This window comes from Ornithinimicrobium faecis (assembly GCF_023923225.1).
GTDB classification, from domain to species: Bacteria; Actinomycetota; Actinomycetes; order Actinomycetales; family Dermatophilaceae; genus Ornithinicoccus; species Ornithinicoccus faecis.
In genome coordinates, this window is sequence record NZ_CP099489.1 from 798,751 (window position 1) to 815,322 (window position 16,572).

Here is a 16,572-nt window from a genome sequence, read left to right on the forward strand (position 1 = left end):
GCACCCGGCGGCGCGGCGTGGCCGGAGACGCTGCGGACAGCCGGGGGAGCGGCATCCCACCGATCCTGCTGATCCCTGCTGGTCTGGGTCTCGCGTTCCTGCTCCTGCCGCTGGCCGGTCTGCTCGTGCGCACGCCGTGGTCGGACCTGGGCACCCTGTTGGCGCAGCCGGAGGTTTCGGAGGCGCTGCGGCTGTCCCTGATCACCGCAGTGACGGCGACCGGGATCTGCCTGGTCCTCGGGGTGCCGCTGGCGTGGGTGCTGGCCCGCGCGACCGTCCCCGGGATGAGGTTGGTCCGTGCCCTGCTCACCCTGCCGTTGGTGCTGCCCCCCGTCGTCGGCGGCGTCGCGCTCCTGCTGCTGCTGGGGCGGCGCGGACTGATCGGCCAACACCTCTATGACTGGTTCGGGCTGAGCCTGCCGTTCACCACCACGGCCGTGGTGCTCTCCCAGGCGTTCGTGGCGATGCCGTTCCTGGTGATCGCCGTCGAGGGCGCCCTGCGCGGGGCCGACCGGCGCTTCGAGGATGCTGCAGCGACCCTCGGCGCCAGCCGCTGGCTGATCTTCCGCAGGGTCACCCTGCCGCTGGTCGCGCCCGGCATCTCCGCCGGAGCGGTCCTGTGTTTTGCCCGCGCCCTGGGCGAGTTCGGCGCCACCATCACCTTCGCCGGCAACTTCCCCGGTGTCACCCGCACCATGCCGCTGTCGGTTTATCTCGCGCTGGAGTCCGACCCGGAGGCAGCCATCGTGCTCGCCCTGGTCCTGCTCCTGGTGTCGGTCGTCGTCCTGGTCGCCCTGCGCGGCCGCTGGGTCAGCGGGGTCGCCTCGTGACTCCTGAACCCACGCCCCGGCCGACCCCAGATCCCCGTGAGGCCGCAGCAGGGGGTGGCCTCACGGCATACCTGCCGATCTCCCGGGGTGACTTCGACCTGGAGGTGGACCTGGCAGTCGCACCCGGCCAGGTCGTGGCGCTGCTGGGACCCAACGGCGCGGGCAAGACCACCGTGCTGCACGCGCTCGCGGGGCTGCTGCGGCTGCGGGCCGGATCGGTCGTCCTCGATGGCCGGGTGCTGGATGAGCCGGCCGCGGGCACCTTTGTGCCGCCGGCGGGGCGTGATGTGGGCGTGGTGTTCCAGGACTACCTGCTGTTCCCGCACCTCACCGCGCTGGAGAACGTGGCCTTTGGCCCGCGTGCGCGGGGGAGCGGGAGGGCCGATGCGCGCCGGGAGGCAGCGCAGTGGCTGGACCGGGTTGGTCTGGCGGCCCATGCCACCGCGCGGCCGGGGCAGCTCTCTGGTGGGCAGGCCCAGCGGGTGGCCCTGGCGCGCGCCCTGGCGACGCGGCCGCGGCTGGTGCTGCTCGACGAGCCGCTCGCCGCCCTGGATGCCGCGACCCGGCTCGAGGTGCGCGCCGACCTGGCCCGGCACCTGCGGGAGTTCGGCGGCAGCGCGGTGATGGTCACCCACGACCCGCTCGATGCCATGGTCGTCGCCGACCGCATCGTCGTGCTCGAGGGCGGTCGGGTCGTGCAGGACGGGTCACCAGCGCAGGTGGCCCGGGCACCGCGGACGGAGTATGTCGCACGCCTGGTCGGTCTCAACCTGCTGCGGGGCGCGGGGTCGGGTCGGGCGGCCGTGGACATGGAGGCGGGCGGGGTGCTGCACGTCGCCGAAGCGGCGGACGGCCCGGTGCTCGTCGCGCTGCCGCCGACGTCGGTGACTCTGCATCGTCAGCAGCCTGAGGGGTCGGCTCGCAACGTCTGGGCGGGCACCATCGCCGGCCTGGAGCAGCACGCCCACACGGTCCGCGCGCAGGTCGCAGCGCCGGATCGCCCGCCCGTCCTTGCTGATGTGACGCCGGCGGCGGTCGCCGAGCTCGACCTGGTGGTCGGAGCTCCGGTGTGGCTGTCGTTCAAGGCGACCGACACCCACGTCTATCCGCGGTAGGCGCCGCCCCGGTCTGCGATTCGTGCAGCCAAACAGGCCACGTCACCTGTCCATTTGCAAAGGTGCAGGTCAGAGCGTCGTGCCCGGTGAGCATCGGTGACTTCGCCTGTTTGGGTGCACGCCGGAGTCGCTGTCACGCGGGTCGGTGTCACTCGGGGGCCACGACCACCTCGACCTCGAAACCCTGCTCGTCCTCCAAGAAGAGTGCCGTGTGCTCGGGGCCACCCGCGTGCGGATAGCGGTCCGCGAAGAGCTCGCGCCAGCGGTGCTGGCCGGCTGCTGCCCGCACGGCATCCAGTGCAGGCCGGTCGGTTGTGGTGAGCGCCAGGTGATTCAGGCCGGCGCGCAGCCTGTCGTGGCGGCCGGGCGCCAGGTCCGGTGACTGCTCGACCCCGAGATAGGTGCCATCCGGGTGGGCCCAGCTGCGCCCACCCTCCCAGGTCTGGAATTCGGTCCACCCGAGCTCACCGAGCAGCCAGCCCCAGGACGCAGCGGCTCGGTCCAGGTCCTCGACCCACAGGTCCACGTGATGCAGCGCACGCGGCACGGGTCAGCCGTCCTGTCGTGGCGTGCTGCCGGAGTGCTGCGTGGGGGTGCCCGGGTTCGGCCCAGGACTGTCCGAGTTCGGCCCAGTGGTGTCCGGGTTCGGCGCAGGGGTGGCCGGATGCTGCAGCGGCGTCAGGTCGGGGCGCTTCGCGGGCAGGTTGTCGCCCGAGGAGGTGCCGCGCAGACGTCGGCCGACCCAGGGCGCGGCATACTCCTTGGCCCAGACCGCGTTGTCGCGCAGCGACTGAAGGCGCCCGGGACGGGGTTGGGCTGGCAGGGGTGCCCGCCAGTCGGCCTCCTGCGCTGTGTGACCGAGCGTCTCGTAGGCGGCCAGTGCCACCCGTCGGTGCCCCTCGGTGCTCATGTGGATCCGGTCCGCTCCCCACATGCGCCAGTCCCGCAGGAAGGTCAGGGCCCACTGGTTGAGCAGGTAAGCCTGCTGGCGCTCGGCGATCGTCCACAGATGCGCCAGGTAGACCCCGACCTTGGCGCGGGTCCGCTCCACGATGGGCGCACCGGCCGGGTCGGCGGGTGTCGCCATGAGCACGTCGGCGCCGGTGGCCCGGATGCGCGCAATCGACTCCTCGAGCTGGGCGGCGAGGGCGTCCGGGTCGGCACCTGGGCGCAGGATGTCGTTGCCGCCGCCGATGATGCTGACCAGGTCTGGTTGCATGTCCAGGCCCAGATCGACCTGGCGACCGGCGATGTCGGTCATCCGCCGGCCCCGGATGGCGAGGTTGGCATAACTGAAGTCCGGGGAGTGCGCCGACAGCAGCGCGGCCAGACGGTCGGCCCAACCGGCGAGGCCACCGTCTGGACCGGGGTCGCCGACTCCCTCGGTCATGGAATCGCCCAGGGCCACATAGCGGCTCCACGGGCGGGGCTCGGGTCGGATGCTTCCGGTGCGGGTGCTCCCTGCCATGGCCCCTATCCTGCCGGGTCACGCGGGAGGCGCGGACCACCGGCCAGGGTCCGACTCAGCCGAGGTGGGCGAGCAACCGCTCCAGTCCCTCCTCGCCGAGCACCTCGCCGGCCAGCAGCGGGACCTGCACCGTGGGCAGGTGAGGCAGGGACTGAGCCAGCTGAGCGACATGCGGCTCCTCGAGTTGGCGCCGCGAGGCGAGCAGGTCCCCGTCGTCAGCAGGGGAGCGCTTGTTGATCACCACCGCCGCCACGTCCATCCCCGAGCGGACCAGCTGCTCGTGCAGCTCGACCGACTCCAGGACCGGCAGCCGCTCGGCGGCCGTGACGATCACGAAGGACGTGCTGGTGCGGTCGGTGAGCACCTCCCGCAGGTGACGGAACCGCTGCTGGCGACGGTCGAGCACGGCCCGGATCTCCTCATCGCGACGCCCCCGCCGGTCCTGCGTGCGCCGCGGTCCGATCGAGGTGCCAGAGCCTGGGAGGCGACGGGAGCCGATCACCTCCGCGGCGTCATAGTCGGAGCCCTCCAGCCCGCGCAGGGCCGCCCCGAACCTGGCCGACTTGTCCTGGCGGCGCAGCAGACCGTCGGTCCAGGCCTGCATCAGCTCGGGCAGCGCGATGAGGCGGGTGGTGTGGCCACTCGGGGCGGTGTCGAAGATGACCAACTCGCCTGAAACGCGCTGCTCGACGACCTCGGCGATCCGCTCCAGGACCGCTGCCTCGTGCGTGCCGGGGGCGTCTCGGGCCAGGTCCAGGTGCTTGTCCACCTCGCCCTGCAGGTGGTCGGCCATCAGGCGGCGCATGGTGGTGCGGACGGCCCGCAGGTGCTCGTCGGTGGTGCGGGTGGGGTCGATCTCCAGCCCGCGCAACAGCGGTGCGAGCTCGACGGGGGAGTCCCCGACCTCGCGCCGCCACAGGTGCCCCAGGTTGTGCGCCGGGTCGGTGGACACCACGAGTGTGGGGCGGCCAGCACGGGCCTGGGCCAGGCCGAGGGCGGAGGCCACGGCAGTCTTGCCGACGCCGCCCTTGCCACCGACAAAGAGGACGTCGCGCGCTCGGGTGAGGTCGGTCAGCGGGTGGGACATCAGGCTCCTGGTTGGGGGCGGGTGTGCCGGCACAGGGCGGGCTGGCAGGGGAGAGCGCTGGAGGATCAGCAGCAGGAGAAGTGGTCGAGGGGGGAGCGGTCCAGGCCCATCCTGCGGTGCCAGTCGTGGAACTGGTCATAGACCACGGGCAACAGCTCCACCGTGTAGTAGCTCACCGGGTTGGGCACCCCCAGGGCCTCGGCCATGACGATGACCAGGAACAGGTCGTCCTCGTCCTGCTGGGCCCGGGCGAAGGTGCGGCGATAGGGGCCGCTGTAGAAATCACGCAGCCCCGCAGCCACCTGTGACAGGCGGCTGCGGGGCTGGTCGGAGTCCTGCATCACGCGCAGGTTACCTCGGGCTCATCCCGTGGAGGTCCGGCTCAGTCCTGAGACCGTGTGCTCGCGGCAGCATCGACGGCCTCCTGAGCCAACTCGGCGTCGTCATCACCGTCATAGGCACGAGCGGTCCGCATCGCGGCGAAAGCCTCCACGATGACCCACAGGGCAGCGATCAGGATGACGATGTCCATGATCAGCAGCAACCAGTTCGACTCCTCATAGAAGGTGCCGAGCTGGACGAACAGCGCATAGACGGTCACAGCCCCGACGAACACCAGCGGGATCAGCGCCGGCAGCGGGGTGCGGCCGCGACGCAGCAGCATGATCGCGATGATCGACAGCGTCAGCGCCGCCATGAGCTGGTTGGTGGTGCCGAACAGCGGCCAGATCAGCATGCCGCCGGATCCGTCGGCGCCAGCACCGAAGGTCAGCGCCAGGCCGACACCCACCGCGATGATGGTCGCCAGGTTCTTGCGCAGGGTGACCCCGGCAATGTCGCCGATCTCCTGCACGACGAAGCGCTGCAGGCGCACGCCGGTGTCCATCGTGGTGGCCGCGAACAGGATGGCGGTCGTGGCCATGATCGTCGCAGACAGGGACTGGGGCAGGCCCAGACCGGCCTCGATGATCGCGCCGCCACCTTCGACGAACGCGCTGACCCCACCGTCGTTGAACGCTTGGTAGACGTTCTCCCAGTCGGCGAGCGTCTTGAAGCCGGCGGTGGTGGCGATGATGGCGCCGAGGGCCAGCAGACCCTCGCCGACCGCCCCGAAATAGCCGACAAACCTGGCGTCGCTCTCCTTGGCCAGCTGCTTGGAGCTGGTGCCGGAGCTGACCATCCCGTGGAAACCGGAGATGGCACCGCAGGCGATGGTGACGAACAGCAGGGGCATGATGCCGGGCGTGCCATCCGGGACGTTCTGGTTGTAGGCCGGGGCCACGATCTCGGGGCGCGCGATCAGCACCGAGCCGTAGAGGATGCCCAGGGCGATGAACAGCTGCAGACCGTTGATGTAGTCACGCGGCTGCAGCAGCATCCACACCGGCAGCATCGAGGCAATCCCGGCATAGACGAACAGCACAATGATCCAGAACGCGTTGTCCGGCAGGCCGAGCACCGTCTCGGGCAGGGCCAGCGGCACGTTGTCGCCGACCACGATCAGGGCGTAGAGCGCGACGACGCCCACGACGGAGACCAGCGGCAGGTTCCACTTGTAACGGTAGATCGCCTGCCCGATCAGGAAGGCCACCACCAGGGCGCCCCAGGTCGGGATCACCGCAGTCGGGGTGGCGATGAGCAGGCCGGCGATGACGACCGCGAAGGCCGCGTTGACCATCAGCAGCAGCAGGAAGATCACGACCAGGAACAGGTTGCGTCCCCGGGCTCCGATGTAGCGCCCCGACAGGGCTCCGATCGACTGGCCGCGGTTGCGGACCGAGGCCCACAACGCACCCATGTCGTGCATCCCGGCGAAGAAGACCGTGCCGAGGGTCACCCAGAGGAAGGCGGGCAGCCAGCCCCAGATGACGGCGACGGCCGGGCCGACGATGGGCGCGGCTCCGGCGACCGAGGTGAAGTGGTGGCCCCACAGCACGTACTTGTTGGTGGGGACGTAGTCGACACCGTCCTCGAACTGCTCCGAGGGGGCGGTGCGGGAGTCGTCGAGGGCGTAGATCCGGTTGGCGAGGTACTTCGAGTACAGGAAGTAGCCAGCCAGGATCATGCCCACGCCGACCAGCGCGAGTACCAGGGAGTTCATGGCAAGAGGCCCTTTGCAGGTTCCGGGGGTATGTCGAGGTCACCCTAGCCCTGTGACGTGCACAGTTGTGGGATGGCGCGGTCCTACGACAGCGCCCAGTCGACGGGCGTGCCGCCCTGTGCGACGAGCAGTTCGTTCGCGCGGCTGAACGGTCGTGAGCCGAAGAAGCCGCCCCGTGCCGACAGGGGTGAGGGGTGGGCGCTCTCGATCGTGGGCACGTCGCCCAGAGCCGGTGCCAGGGACCGGGCGTGGCGGCCCCACAGGATCGCCACCAGCGGACCGCCCCGCCCGGCGAGCGCCGCGATGGCCAGGTCGGTGAGCTTCTCCCAGCCCTTGCCCCGGTGGCTGGCCGGGGCGCCCGGCCGCACGGTCAGCACCCGGTTGAGCAGCAGCACCCCGTGCTCCGCCCACGGGGAGAGGTCCCCGGAGGTGGGTGTCGGCATACCCAGGTCGGTGCCGAGCTCGGCGTAGATGTTCTGCAGACTGCGCGGCACAGGGCGCACGTCGGGCGCGACCGAGAAGGACAGTCCGACCGCGTGGCCCGGCGTGGGATAGGGGTCCTGGCCGACGATGAGGACCCGCACCCGGTCCAGCGGTTGCTCGAAGACGCGCAGGATGTGGGGGCCGGCAGGCAGGTAACCGCGGCCTGCAGCCACCTCGGCGCGCAGGAAGTCGCCGAGCTCGCGCACGGTCTCGGTCGCCGGCGCGAGGGCGCGGGCCCAGGACGGGTGCACCAGATCGGCCAGGTTGGTGGTGGGCGGACTGCTCACCGCAACAGGCTATGCGGAGTGGTCGGCTGAGTCCTGACGGCCCACCTCGGGTGCCTCGGCCCGTCGGAATGACAGAGTTGTCATTCACGTCGTACAGTAGGGGCCGACGCGTCGGGTTCCGCCGACGCCCGCCGAGCACAGAAGGATCGCAATGGGAGCCGCACCGAAGATCGCCGGCGCCGACGCACCCCAGGGGTTGACCGAGCGCGACCGCGAAATCATCGACTTTGAGCGCCAGTGGTGGAAGTATGCCGGCGCCAAGGAGCAGGCGATCAAGGATCTGTTCGACATGAGCGCCACGCGCTATTACCAGCTGCTCAACCAGCTGATCGACTCCCAAGAGGCTCTGGAGCACGACCCGATGCTGGTCAAGCGGCTGCGCCGGATGCGCGCCCAGCGCCAGAAGTCGCGCTCGGCACGCCGACTCGGCGTCCAGATCTGAGCCTTCGCACCACACGCAGAAACCGGCATGCGGAAACGGTCCTGCAGTTCCAACGGTATGCCGTACCTGTCAACCTGTTTGTGAGTCAGGCCGGTTCGACCTCGGTCGGGTTGGTCTCCATCCGGTCCAGCGGCAGTTGCAGGTCCGCGGGCGATCCGAGCTCGATGCCTCCTCGGGGCCGACGCCGACGACGCGGCTGTCCGGCCACCGCTCACGCAGTGGCAAACCACGAGGATGTTCCAACCCCCAGGGGTGGGCGTGCGTCAGATTCGACTGACCGTCCCGCCTTCGACCAGGTAGGCACGATCAGCCAACTCCGACACGTCCCCCTGAAGGTGGCTCGTGAAGACGAGGGTCGAACCATCGGAGACTCGTTGTTGAAGCAGGGTCTTTACCTGAGATACGCCATCCCGGTCCAGAGCATTGAAGGGTTCGTCTAGGAGAAGGACATCTTGGCCTTCCATCATCGCCTGCGCCAGCGCCAACCGCTGCTTCATACCCTGGGAGTACTGGCGCACCGGCTGCCGCGAGAGGGGGTCCAAACCGAACTCGTGCATCCACCGTGAGATGTCTTCGTCACTGATCAAACCCCTGATCCGGGCAAGGTACCTCAGGTTATCGATGCCAGATCGGTGTTCCATCGCAGCAGGACCATCGATAACAACTCCGAATCCCAATGGCATCTCGCGCCCACTCGCAAGATGGGACTTTGCGACGATCACACGCCCTGAGGTGGGCTTCGCCAACAAACACATGAGACGCAGCAACAACGACTTACCAGAACCGTTGGCTCCGACCAGGGCCACAGCCTCCCCAGTGGGCACGGTCAAGTTCACATCGGTGAGGAGGGGACGCTTTCTAATCTCGAGAGATACCTCGTGCAGCTCAATGATGTTCATGAAAATACTCTTCCAATCTCTGTCATGTGAGACTTCCCAGCCGTCTGCCCATCACAGTGAGCGCGACACAGGCGAGCAAGATAAGCCATACAACTTGTATGGCCGTGCTTCCCCACCCACCCAGCGTGACGGTTGTGCCGTGGCCCGCTGGCCACGCAGGATGCAGGGCGACCAGCGGTGTCGTAGCCGCCAGGCCCACCATTGCGATCAAGGCCGAGGGTGGACCGTGAGACCTCGAACGCACGAACCAGCCCACGAGGCCGTACAGCAAAGATTGGACCGAGCCCAGCAGCACGAACTGAATAGAAGGCCAGACGATGGACGCGGTGAGTGTGAGGCCCGCTGCGTGCAGCCAGGACACTTGCGCCAGTACCACAACGGTCCACGCCAGAAACGTGATCATCCACAGTTGCGCGGCGTGTCTGCACAGGAGCCCTCCCCATCGGACCTCGCGAACACGCAGCACATGTGCCATACGCGGCAGCAGGCCCTCCAACTGAAAGACCAAGGTCGCTGCGGGTAGAACACTGATGACGATCAAGATGAAGACTCTCGGGTTGAGAAGCGCATCCCCTCGAGCGACATCGTAGGTTGCGAGCAGCGCTGACTGCCCGTCAGACCCGACGACGCCACTGGTCGCCAACACCCCAAGTGCGGCGCACGTGACGGTCAGCAGTACTGCAGTTATGGCCCTGCGCCTATGTGCGGGACCGAGGATAGTGAGCAGGCCGGCGACGAAGGCAAGAGCGGGGATCGCCCAGAGAGACTCAGTCCAAAGTTCGTGGCGAAGGTAGCTGTACGGGCGCAGTAAGGGAAGGGATTCTGAGTTGATCGTCAAACTCCCCAGGAGGATGGCCGGAGTCAACCACACTAATGTGCGTGCCAGCCATCTATTCCATATCCGTGTGGTCGATACAACAAGGGCGAGCGCGCTGATGGATACCAACTGAGCAGCGAGCGACCCGAGTACGATTCCCACGTGAGGGGAACGAGGCACCGCGGGCATTCCCACGACCTGCGACAAGAAGCCGAGCATCACTGCTGCCCACAAGAGTATTGCCTGCGTGACAGCAGCCGGCCACATGGCCAGGGCCGCAGCTCTCCTACTGCCCGACCGAACGACGATGAGGGAGTTAGCATGGTGTCCGCCGAGCAGGTAGCTGAGCGCACACACCAGCGGCACGATCAGCAGGATCGTCAGATGTCGCCCGTCGAGAACCTCCGCGAGGAGAACCCAGCCGTCGTTGTCACCCCCGACAGATCTGTGCTGCCGCACGGACCCGAACCCAGCAACCACTCCCGCGAGCGACCCCAACATTGCCAAGAACATCAGGGCACGCCATGGTGACCGCCTCATCGCAGGAGGGGAGACCGCGAGAGTTGACTCACACCCCATGCGCCGATGCCTACGACGAGGGCGACGACGATCGTCAACGGCCAGAGGAAATATCCCCAAGGCTGCGGACCCCAGAGCGGCGGGAAGACCACCATGGCAAGAACGACGTGCCATGGTGGGATCGCCCCACCCAGGAACGACCCCGCGAAGTAGAGCAGAACGGGTGCCGCGAGCGCCACAAACATATTGCTCACCACAAGCGAGATAACACAGGCGAGTGCTGTGAGTAGCGCCGCCCATGTCCCCTGCCATGCGCCGTGACCCAGCCCCCAGAGCAGGGGGTGAATGCCAGCCAAGGGTCCGAATTGCCCGTCAGCGCGCAGGATCTCCGCGTCGGACACCCCGAGCGCGTAGCCCGAACGAATTTCGATAATATCCAGCGCGGGGATCACATAGAAGCCGCCCACAAAGACCAACATGTGAGTCACGGCAACAAACAAACCGGAGTACAGGGATACGCGGGCGATTGTCCTGACGACGAACCGGCGAATATTCGTTCTGGCGTGAACGCTGATCAGCAGCCGGTTCTGGACTAAGCCGACCCACATGAACGCGCCCGGGATCAACGCCAAGATCGGAAATATTAGTGTTAGAAGACCCCCGGACCCCATCGCGCCAGCACCGAGGTCTGCCCTGCTCCCAATGACTGATCCGCGGACCGTTATGGTGTAGACGACGAGGACTGCCGATGCAAGGACAAGCGCTGCTACAGCATGGACTGGGAGTGTGCCGATACCTTTCGGCCCGCTCGACGAAGTTAACTTCCGCACCCTAGTTGCTGCGCCAATAGCCCTTCACAGTCGTTTGGTATGTTGTCCAGAATGAGCTGCGTACCTGCATTCGCACGCCAGCCCCAGAAGTGAAAGCCGAATCTGCTTCGAGGTAGAACGATTCTCCCGCATTGACGCCGTCCCACCAGTCTCCGACCGTCCCATTGGAGTTTCGGTACATACGGACGGACTTGTCGGGGTTGTTTGGGTAATTGTGGGACATGTACCCGTACCCGTCAGCACCAGTGGTCGCCTTCGTCTGCGTCGCCGTCGAACTGATCGCGTGACTAGACCCGACCACCATATCGTAGTTGACGTTCGATGTGCCCGCGAGAGCGGTGACGGCGGACAGCAGTACCGCCCAGACGGTCACTACAGCGATGGTTACTGACTTTTTCATGATTCCTCCTTGAATCAATGTTGAGATGCACCGTACCCCCCCCAAGGAGCGGCCTGCAAGGCCTCGACGAGCCCACTGATGGCTGCTCGCGAATCGCGCCAGAGCAGCAAGTTCAGGGGGCACGTGGGTCCAGGTGCACCAGGACCGTCAGGCCACCCTCGACGCGCTGGCCCGGGAGCACCCCGACCGGTACCGCAAGCCGATCAACCTCAAAGCGCCCTACGCCCACGTCACCCTGAACGCCCCCAAGAACGAAAAGAACGAGGACCGACTCAAAACAGGTTGACAGGTTCCGTATGCGACAACTTCCGCAGGACCGTTTTCGCAGCGCGACGACACGGCGGACGTCAACAGGCCTGGGAGTCAGTGACTCCCAGGCCTGTTGCTTGCGCGGTGCGGTGGTGGGCGGGCCGCCCGTCCCAAGAAGTGGTCAGCGGCGGCGGGTGGTGCTGCGGGAGCCGTTAGCCTCGGTGCTGAGGGCGAGACGGTTCTCGACCTCCAGCGTGCGGCTGCGCTCGGCGTGGATGTCGCGGGCGACATCGAGATCGATCGGGAAGCACATGGCAGGTCCCTCCTCTCAGAACGTTCGGGTCGGGTCGGTGTGCACGGCAGTGGTGGGGTCGCCGTTGGTCGGCTCGCCCGCGGTGTGCTGCGCGGCGGTGGGGTGCGACGTAGTCGGCTCGTCGGTGGCGGAGTGAGCGGTGGTCGGCTCGCCCGCGGCGGGCTGCGTTGCGGTCGGCCCGGTCGGGTGCTCCTCGCGCAGGTGGCCGACGTTGATGTCTCCGGAGACCGCGCGCAGTCGCAGCTCGACGAACGGGGCGCCCTCGGCCGGCTGCCCGAGGGGGGCGAGTTGGGAGTGGACGCTGCCGGACATGGTGTGGATGTCGGTCCAGGCGGGCAGCCCGGCGCTCACGCCGACCGTGATGTCGCCCGAGGCGGTGCGGGCGTCCACCCGGCCACCGGAGAGCCGGTCGATCTGCACGTCACCGCTGGCGGTGGTGATCCCGGCACCGTTGCCGGACATGTCGATGCGGACGTCGCCGGAGCCGCTCTTGGCGCTGACCTGACCGTCGACGCGGCCCAGGGTTGTGGCACCGCTGCCCGTGAGGGAGTTGACGTCACCGGACACGGCGCCGAGCCGGAGGTCGCCGGAGCCGCTGCGCAGTGAGGCGTCGCCGGCCACTGCCCCGACCAGCAGGTCGCCGGAGCCGCAGGTGACCTCCAGGGTGCCGACATCTTCCAGCTCGTTGTCACCGGAGCCGGAGCGCAGGGCGCAGGCGCCGAGCGGACCGGTCGCGACCAGGTCGGCGGAGCCGAGCTTGGTGCTCAGGGTGCTGCCGGTGGGGGTGCTGATCCGCACGGAGAGTTGGCTGCTGCCAAAAGAAAAGCTGAAGCCGCTGCGAGCGCGGGGGCCGATGACCGCGACCGTGTTGCCCTGCTGCTCGACGGTGGTCTCCTCGGCGCCCTTGCCGGTGACGGTCACCAGCGTGCGGCCGTTGGTCTCGCCGGCCATGATCTCGACGTGGCCGGAACCGATCTCGATGGACAGGTCGGGCGGGTTGGGGGTCTCAAAGGTGTGGTCCATGGTGTGTCCTCAAGGCTGTGGGCGGTGGGTGGTGCCGGGTGGGCGGGGGTGCGGGCGCTGGCGCCAGCCGGTCAGGACCAGCCGGTCATCCGGCGTCCGGGGCTGCCGGGTGACCGTGGGGCCCCGGGTGCCCGCGGTGCCCCGGGGGGCGTGGGCGGGCTGGGCGGATAGTCGAAGCGGACTCCGTGACTGCGCAGGTTGATCCGCAGCCCGCCGGTGGTGGCATCGCGGACGGCGTCCACGAGCCAGCTGTTCAGGGACTGGCCGACCTCGGCGGCCAGTTCCTCAGCTCGGACCTTCAGGCCCTCGGGCAGGCGCAGGGTGATCCTGATCTGGTCGCCGCTCTCATCGATCGGCTCGCGGTCAGCGTCCTGCGGATAGGTGTCCTCGGGGCCGTCGGGGGAGCCCACGCCGTCGAGGACGAACTCGACCGCCCGGCCCCGCAGGCGGGTCTCGACACTCCCGGAGGGGAGCTCGGTCGTGATCTCGGCGGCGGCATCCGTGAGGGCCTCGAGCAGGACCAGGCGGATGGCGGGGTCAACCGCCGACAGGACGCGCTGGGCCGCTGCGGTGATCTCGGGTCCGCCCAGCTCGGTGGCCGCGGCCACCTCGGAACGGAGCCGTTCGACGTAGGTAGTAAGTTCCATGACGCCAACTATGACACCACGATGGTGTCATGTCAACACCATCGTGGTGTCGAATGTGACGACGGGTTGCGTCACTCGTGGTGCACCTGGTGCCGGAATGCCTGTGAGCAGGGTGAACTCACGGTGTGCAGTGCCGCACAACTCCTTGGGTGGGAAGGTAAGAGTCGCCTAAGGTGAAGGTCATGTCTGTGCCGCCGTTCCAGGAGATTGCGCCTGGGACTTTCGTCCGTCGGCACACAGAGCTCGACCTCAACTGCGGCCTCGTGGTGGGGTCGGAGCGAGTCCTGGTCATCGACACCCGCAGCACCACCTCACGGGGGCAGGGGCTGGCAGCGGCCGTGCGCGAGGTCAGTCCGTTGGAGCAGGTCGTGGTCAACACGCACGCCCACTATGACCACTGCTTCGGCAACGCGGCCTTCCGGGACTCACAGATCTATGCCCACGTCGGCGCGGCCGACAGCCTGCAGCGCACCGCCGAGCACCAGCGCAGCCAGGTCGTGGAGCACCTGCGGCGCACCGGGCGTGAGGACCTGGCCCAGACCTATCTCGACACCGAGGTGGTGCTGCCCTTCTATCTGGTCGAGGCCGAGACGACCGCGATCGACCTCGGCGACCGCACGGCATACCTGCTGTTCGGTGGGCGGGGGCACACCGACCATGACCTGGTCGTCGCCGTCCCCGACGTGTCGACCGTCTTTTGGGCCGACCTGGTGGAGCAGGGCGCGGACCCCGCGATGGACGACTCGTTCCCCCTGGAGTGGGGCCCGACCCTGACCAGGCTGCAGCAGCACCCGCACGTCAAGGGCGCCCAACTGCACGTCCCGGGACACGGAGAGGTCGTGGAGCCTCAGTTCGTGGAGGAGCAGCGCGAGCGGCTCTCGACCCTGGCGGCAGAGCTCTCCAGCGCGCTCATCGCTGGCATCCAGGACGTCGATGGCCTGGTCGCCAAGACGCGTGGCCTGGGTCTGCAGGACAGCACCCTGCGCGATGCGGCCGTGCGCGCACTGGAGACCCGCTCTGGCGCGACCGAGGTCAACGCAGCACGATAGGGGCATGAGCAACAGCGCCCGACCTGCACCGACCGCCGACCCTGCTGCCTACCGCGACCTCATCGCGGGCAGCGTGCGCGACCCCGAGGAGTTCTGGGGCGCGGCGGCCCGGGACATCGACTGGATCCGCCGGCCACAAACTGTGTTGGACTCCTCGCGGGCACCGTTTTACGACTGGTTCCCCGACGGGGTGCTCAACGTCTGCTACAACGCCCTGGACCGCCACGTGGTGCACGGACGCGCGGACCAGACGGCCCTGATCTATGACAGCCCTGTCACCGGGACCCAGCGCAGTTACACCTATGCCGAGCTGCTTGATCAGGTGGCCCGTTTCGCCGGCGTGCTGCGCAATCTCGGTGTCGCCAAGGGTGATCGGGTGGTGATCTATCTGCCGATGATCCCCGAGGCCGTCATCTCGATGCTGGCCTGTGCGCGCATCGGTGCCGTCCACTCGGTGGTTTTCGGCGGATTCGCCCCGGCTGAGTTGGCCGCCCGGATCGAGGACGCCGAGCCGACCGTGATCGTCTCCGCGTCCTGCGGCGTCGAGCCCACCCGGATCGTGGAATACAAGCCGATGCTCGACGAGGCCATCGAGCGCTCCAGCCACAAGCCAGCCCACACCGTGATCGTCCAGCGTGAACAGGCCACCGCGCAGATGGGCGAGCGTGACCTGGACTGGAAGACGCTGATGAAGCCCGACGCGATCCCGACGGCCGAGTGCGTCCCGGTGCAGTCCACCGACCCGCTCTACATCCTCTACACCTCCGGCACGACCGGAAAACCGAAGGGCATCGTGCGAGACAGTGGCGGCTATGCCACCGCCCTGCGCTGGTCGATGACCAATCTGTATGGCGTGCAGCCGGGTGAGACCTGGTTCTGCGGCTCCGACGTCGGCTGGGTGGTGGGCCACACCTACATCGTCTATGCCCCGCTGCTGACCGGTGCCACGACCGTGCTGTTCGAGGGCAAGCCGGTCGGCACCCCCGACGCTGGTGCCTACTGGCGGCTGATCCAGGAGCACGGGATCGTCGCAGCCTTCTCGGCCCCGACCGCGATCCGGGCCATCAAGAAGGTGGACCCGGACGCCAAGCTGCTGGCCGACTATGACCTCTCCTCCCTGCGCACGCTCTTCCTCGCCGGCGAGCGGCTCGACCCCGACACCTGGCAGTGGGCCACCGATGCCCTCGGCGTCCCGGTGATCGACAACTGGTGGCAGACCGAGACCGGTTGGCCCATCACGATCAACCCGATGGGCATCGGGGCGCTGCCGATCAAGCCCGGCTCCTCCGGGCCGGCCACCGCCGGCTATGACGTGCAGGTCCTGGACCCGACCGGGACCCCAGTGGCCCCGGGCGTCGAGGGGGCGATCTGCATCCGCCAGCCCCTCCCGCCGGGCACGTTGCCCACGCTGTGGCGGGACGACGAGCGCTACGTCGACTCCTACCTGTCGGCCTTCCCCGGCTACTACCTCTCGGGCGACGGCGGCTATGTCGACGAGGACGGCTATGTCTTCATCATGGGCCGCACCGACGACGTGCTCAACGTTGCCGGCCACCGACTGTCGACCGGGTCGATCGAGGAGGCACTGGCCGGTCACCCGTCCGTCGCCGAGTGTGCTGTCATCGGCGTGCGGGACGCGCTGAAGGGACAGGTCCCGCGTGCCCTCGTGGTCCTCAAGGCGGGCATCGAGTCGGACGCCGAGGGCGAGCAGGCTCTTCAGGCCGAGTTGATCCAGCGCGTCCGCTCCGAGGTCGGGGCCGTCGCGGCCCTCAACCGGGTGGATGTCGTCGACGCACTGCCCAAGACCCGCTCCGGCAAGATCCTGCGCAAGACGATGCGTCAGATCGCGGACGGGGACGAGGCTCTGGTCCCCTCCACGATCGAGGACGTGACCGTCCTTGATGGGCTGCGTGGTGTCCTGGAGGCGCAGGCCTGACCCCTCCCCGGGGATGCGCGACGTCACCTGTTTGGATGCACGCTGCCCGGCGCCACGTGACGAGATGACGGGTGCGA

The 16,572-nt window shown here is 68.1% G+C and carries 19 protein-coding genes; 6 read left to right on the forward strand and 13 right to left on the reverse strand.

Annotation, left to right across the window (positions count from 1 at the left end; translation table 11 throughout):
• Positions 1–17: 17 nt before the first annotated feature.
• Together NF556_RS03650 and NF556_RS03655 are read left to right on the forward strand one after the other, a co-directional pair.
• Positions 18–830 (forward strand): ABC transporter permease, encoded by an 813-nt coding sequence (locus tag NF556_RS03650; RefSeq protein ID WP_425607073.1) that lies wholly within the window; start codon positions 18–20, stop codon positions 828–830.
• Positions 827–1,945, forward strand: a complete 1,119-nt coding sequence (locus tag NF556_RS03655) for an ABC transporter ATP-binding protein (RefSeq protein WP_252594153.1) — start codon at positions 827–829, stop codon at positions 1,943–1,945. The genes NF556_RS03650 and NF556_RS03655 overlap by 4 nt, the downstream gene beginning before the upstream one ends.
• A 148-nt stretch (positions 1,946–2,093) precedes the next feature.
• On the opposite strand, the gene NF556_RS03660 is transcribed toward NF556_RS03655, so the two are convergent.
• The 6 genes from NF556_RS03660 to NF556_RS03685 form a co-directional block, all read right to left on the reverse strand.
• Entirely contained in the window at positions 2,094–2,471 is a 378-nt protein-coding gene (locus NF556_RS03660; protein ID WP_345780139.1) for a VOC family protein, read from the reverse strand.
• A 24-nt stretch (positions 2,472–2,495) separates the two neighbouring features.
• The gene (locus NF556_RS03665; protein WP_252594154.1) at positions 2,496–3,413 is read right to left on the reverse strand and encodes an SGNH/GDSL hydrolase family protein; all 918 of its coding nucleotides are present in this window, start codon (positions 3,411–3,413) and stop codon (positions 2,496–2,498) included.
• Between the two features lie 55 nt (positions 3,414–3,468).
• Complete coding sequence (locus tag NF556_RS03670) at positions 3,469–4,500, reverse strand: ArsA family ATPase (protein ID WP_252594155.1); 1,032 nt, start codon at positions 4,498–4,500, stop codon at positions 3,469–3,471.
• 65 nt (positions 4,501–4,565) lie between these two features.
• Positions 4,566–4,841, reverse strand: coding sequence for a cory-CC-star protein (locus NF556_RS03675; RefSeq protein WP_252594156.1), 276 nt, complete (start codon positions 4,839–4,841; stop codon positions 4,566–4,568).
• Between the two features lie 41 nt (positions 4,842–4,882).
• On the reverse strand, positions 4,883–6,601 hold the full coding sequence (locus NF556_RS03680) for a carbon starvation CstA family protein (protein WP_252594157.1): 1,719 nt from the start codon (positions 6,599–6,601) through the stop codon (positions 4,883–4,885).
• Between the two features lie 83 nt (positions 6,602–6,684).
• Entirely contained in the window at positions 6,685–7,371 is a 687-nt protein-coding gene (locus tag NF556_RS03685) for a uracil-DNA glycosylase (RefSeq protein ID WP_252594158.1), read from the reverse strand.
• A gap of 151 nt (positions 7,372–7,522) precedes the next feature.
• Between NF556_RS03685 and NF556_RS03690 the strand changes: the two genes are divergently transcribed.
• Positions 7,523–7,813 (forward strand): DUF3263 domain-containing protein, encoded by a 291-nt coding sequence (locus tag NF556_RS03690; RefSeq protein ID WP_252594159.1) that lies wholly within the window; start codon positions 7,523–7,525, stop codon positions 7,811–7,813.
• Positions 7,814–8,076: 263 nt separating this feature from the next.
• Here NF556_RS03690 and NF556_RS03695 read toward each other — a convergent pair whose 3' ends face one another.
• The 4 genes from NF556_RS03695 to NF556_RS03710 form a co-directional block, all read right to left on the reverse strand.
• Positions 8,077–8,712, reverse strand: a complete 636-nt coding sequence (locus tag NF556_RS03695) for an ATP-binding cassette domain-containing protein (protein WP_252594160.1) — start codon at positions 8,710–8,712, stop codon at positions 8,077–8,079.
• Positions 8,713–8,734: 22 nt separating this feature from the next.
• Entirely contained in the window at positions 8,735–9,988 is a 1,254-nt protein-coding gene (locus NF556_RS03700; RefSeq protein WP_252594161.1) for a hypothetical protein, read from the reverse strand.
• Between the two features lie 77 nt (positions 9,989–10,065).
• Entirely contained in the window at positions 10,066–10,680 is a 615-nt protein-coding gene (locus tag NF556_RS03705; protein WP_252594162.1) for a hypothetical protein, read from the reverse strand.
• Between the two features lie 199 nt (positions 10,681–10,879).
• Positions 10,880–11,278: a hypothetical protein gene (locus NF556_RS03710; protein WP_252594163.1), complete on the reverse strand. Its 399-nt coding sequence runs from the start codon at positions 11,276–11,278 to the stop codon at positions 10,880–10,882.
• Positions 11,279–11,411: 133 nt separating this feature from the next.
• Here NF556_RS03710 and NF556_RS03715 point away from each other — a divergent pair, with 133 nt between their 5' ends.
• Positions 11,412–11,564: a hypothetical protein gene (locus NF556_RS03715; protein ID WP_252594164.1), complete on the forward strand. Its 153-nt coding sequence runs from the start codon at positions 11,412–11,414 to the stop codon at positions 11,562–11,564.
• 144 nt (positions 11,565–11,708) lie between these two features.
• Here the strand turns inward: NF556_RS03715 and NF556_RS21325 are convergent, their stop codons facing one another.
• From NF556_RS21325 to NF556_RS03725, 3 genes are all read right to left on the reverse strand, one after another.
• The gene (locus tag NF556_RS21325; RefSeq protein WP_256829330.1) at positions 11,709–11,840 is read right to left on the reverse strand and encodes a hypothetical protein; all 132 of its coding nucleotides are present in this window, start codon (positions 11,838–11,840) and stop codon (positions 11,709–11,711) included.
• A 15-nt stretch (positions 11,841–11,855) separates the two neighbouring features.
• Positions 11,856–12,863 (reverse strand): DUF4097 family beta strand repeat-containing protein, encoded by a 1,008-nt coding sequence (locus NF556_RS03720; RefSeq protein WP_252594165.1) that lies wholly within the window; start codon positions 12,861–12,863, stop codon positions 11,856–11,858.
• 71 nt (positions 12,864–12,934) lie between these two features.
• Entirely contained in the window at positions 12,935–13,510 is a 576-nt protein-coding gene (locus tag NF556_RS03725; RefSeq protein WP_252594166.1) for a histidine kinase, read from the reverse strand.
• A gap of 182 nt (positions 13,511–13,692) precedes the next feature.
• Here NF556_RS03725 and NF556_RS03730 point away from each other — a divergent pair, with 182 nt between their 5' ends.
• Positions 13,693–14,559, forward strand: coding sequence for an MBL fold metallo-hydrolase (locus NF556_RS03730; protein WP_252594167.1), 867 nt, complete (start codon positions 13,693–13,695; stop codon positions 14,557–14,559).
• Positions 14,560–14,563: 4 nt separating this feature from the next.
• Positions 14,564–16,495 carry a propionyl-CoA synthetase gene (locus NF556_RS03735; protein WP_252594168.1) on the forward strand — a complete coding sequence of 644 codons (1,932 nt, stop codon included), beginning with the start codon at positions 14,564–14,566 and terminating at the stop codon, positions 16,493–16,495.
• The last annotated feature ends 77 nt before the right edge of the window (positions 16,496–16,572 follow it).

What these genes read in the sequence shown, in the direction of transcription:
- NF556_RS21325 (WP_256829330.1), bottom strand. Translation starts at nt 11,840, where the DNA reads ATGTGCTTCCCGATCGATCTCGATGTCGCCCGCGACATCCACGCCGAG.
- NF556_RS03720 (WP_252594165.1), bottom strand. Translation starts at nt 12,863, where the DNA reads ATGGACCACACCTTTGAGACCCCCAACCCGCCCGACCTGTCCATCGAG.
- NF556_RS03680 (WP_252594157.1), bottom strand. Translation starts at nt 6,601, where the DNA reads ATGAACTCCCTGGTACTCGCGCTGGTCGGCGTGGGCATGATCCTGGCT.
- NF556_RS03690 (WP_252594159.1), top strand. Translation starts at nt 7,523, where the DNA reads ATGGGAGCCGCACCGAAGATCGCCGGCGCCGACGCACCCCAGGGGTTG.
- NF556_RS03695 (WP_252594160.1), bottom strand. Translation starts at nt 8,712, where the DNA reads ATGAACATCATTGAGCTGCACGAGGTATCTCTCGAGATTAGAAAGCGT.
- NF556_RS03725 (WP_252594166.1), bottom strand. Translation starts at nt 13,510, where the DNA reads ATGGAACTTACTACCTACGTCGAACGGCTCCGTTCCGAGGTGGCCGCG.
- NF556_RS03670 (WP_252594155.1), bottom strand. Translation starts at nt 4,500, where the DNA reads ATGTCCCACCCGCTGACCGACCTCACCCGAGCGCGCGACGTCCTCTTT.
- NF556_RS03675 (WP_252594156.1), bottom strand. Translation starts at nt 4,841, where the DNA reads ATGCAGGACTCCGACCAGCCCCGCAGCCGCCTGTCACAGGTGGCTGCG.
- NF556_RS03735 (WP_252594168.1), top strand. Translation starts at nt 14,564, where the DNA reads ATGAGCAACAGCGCCCGACCTGCACCGACCGCCGACCCTGCTGCCTAC.
- NF556_RS03730 (WP_252594167.1), top strand. Translation starts at nt 13,693, where the DNA reads ATGTCTGTGCCGCCGTTCCAGGAGATTGCGCCTGGGACTTTCGTCCGT.
- NF556_RS03665 (WP_252594154.1), bottom strand. Translation starts at nt 3,413, where the DNA reads ATGGCAGGGAGCACCCGCACCGGAAGCATCCGACCCGAGCCCCGCCCG.
- NF556_RS03710 (WP_252594163.1), bottom strand. Translation starts at nt 11,278, where the DNA reads ATGAAAAAGTCAGTAACCATCGCTGTAGTGACCGTCTGGGCGGTACTG.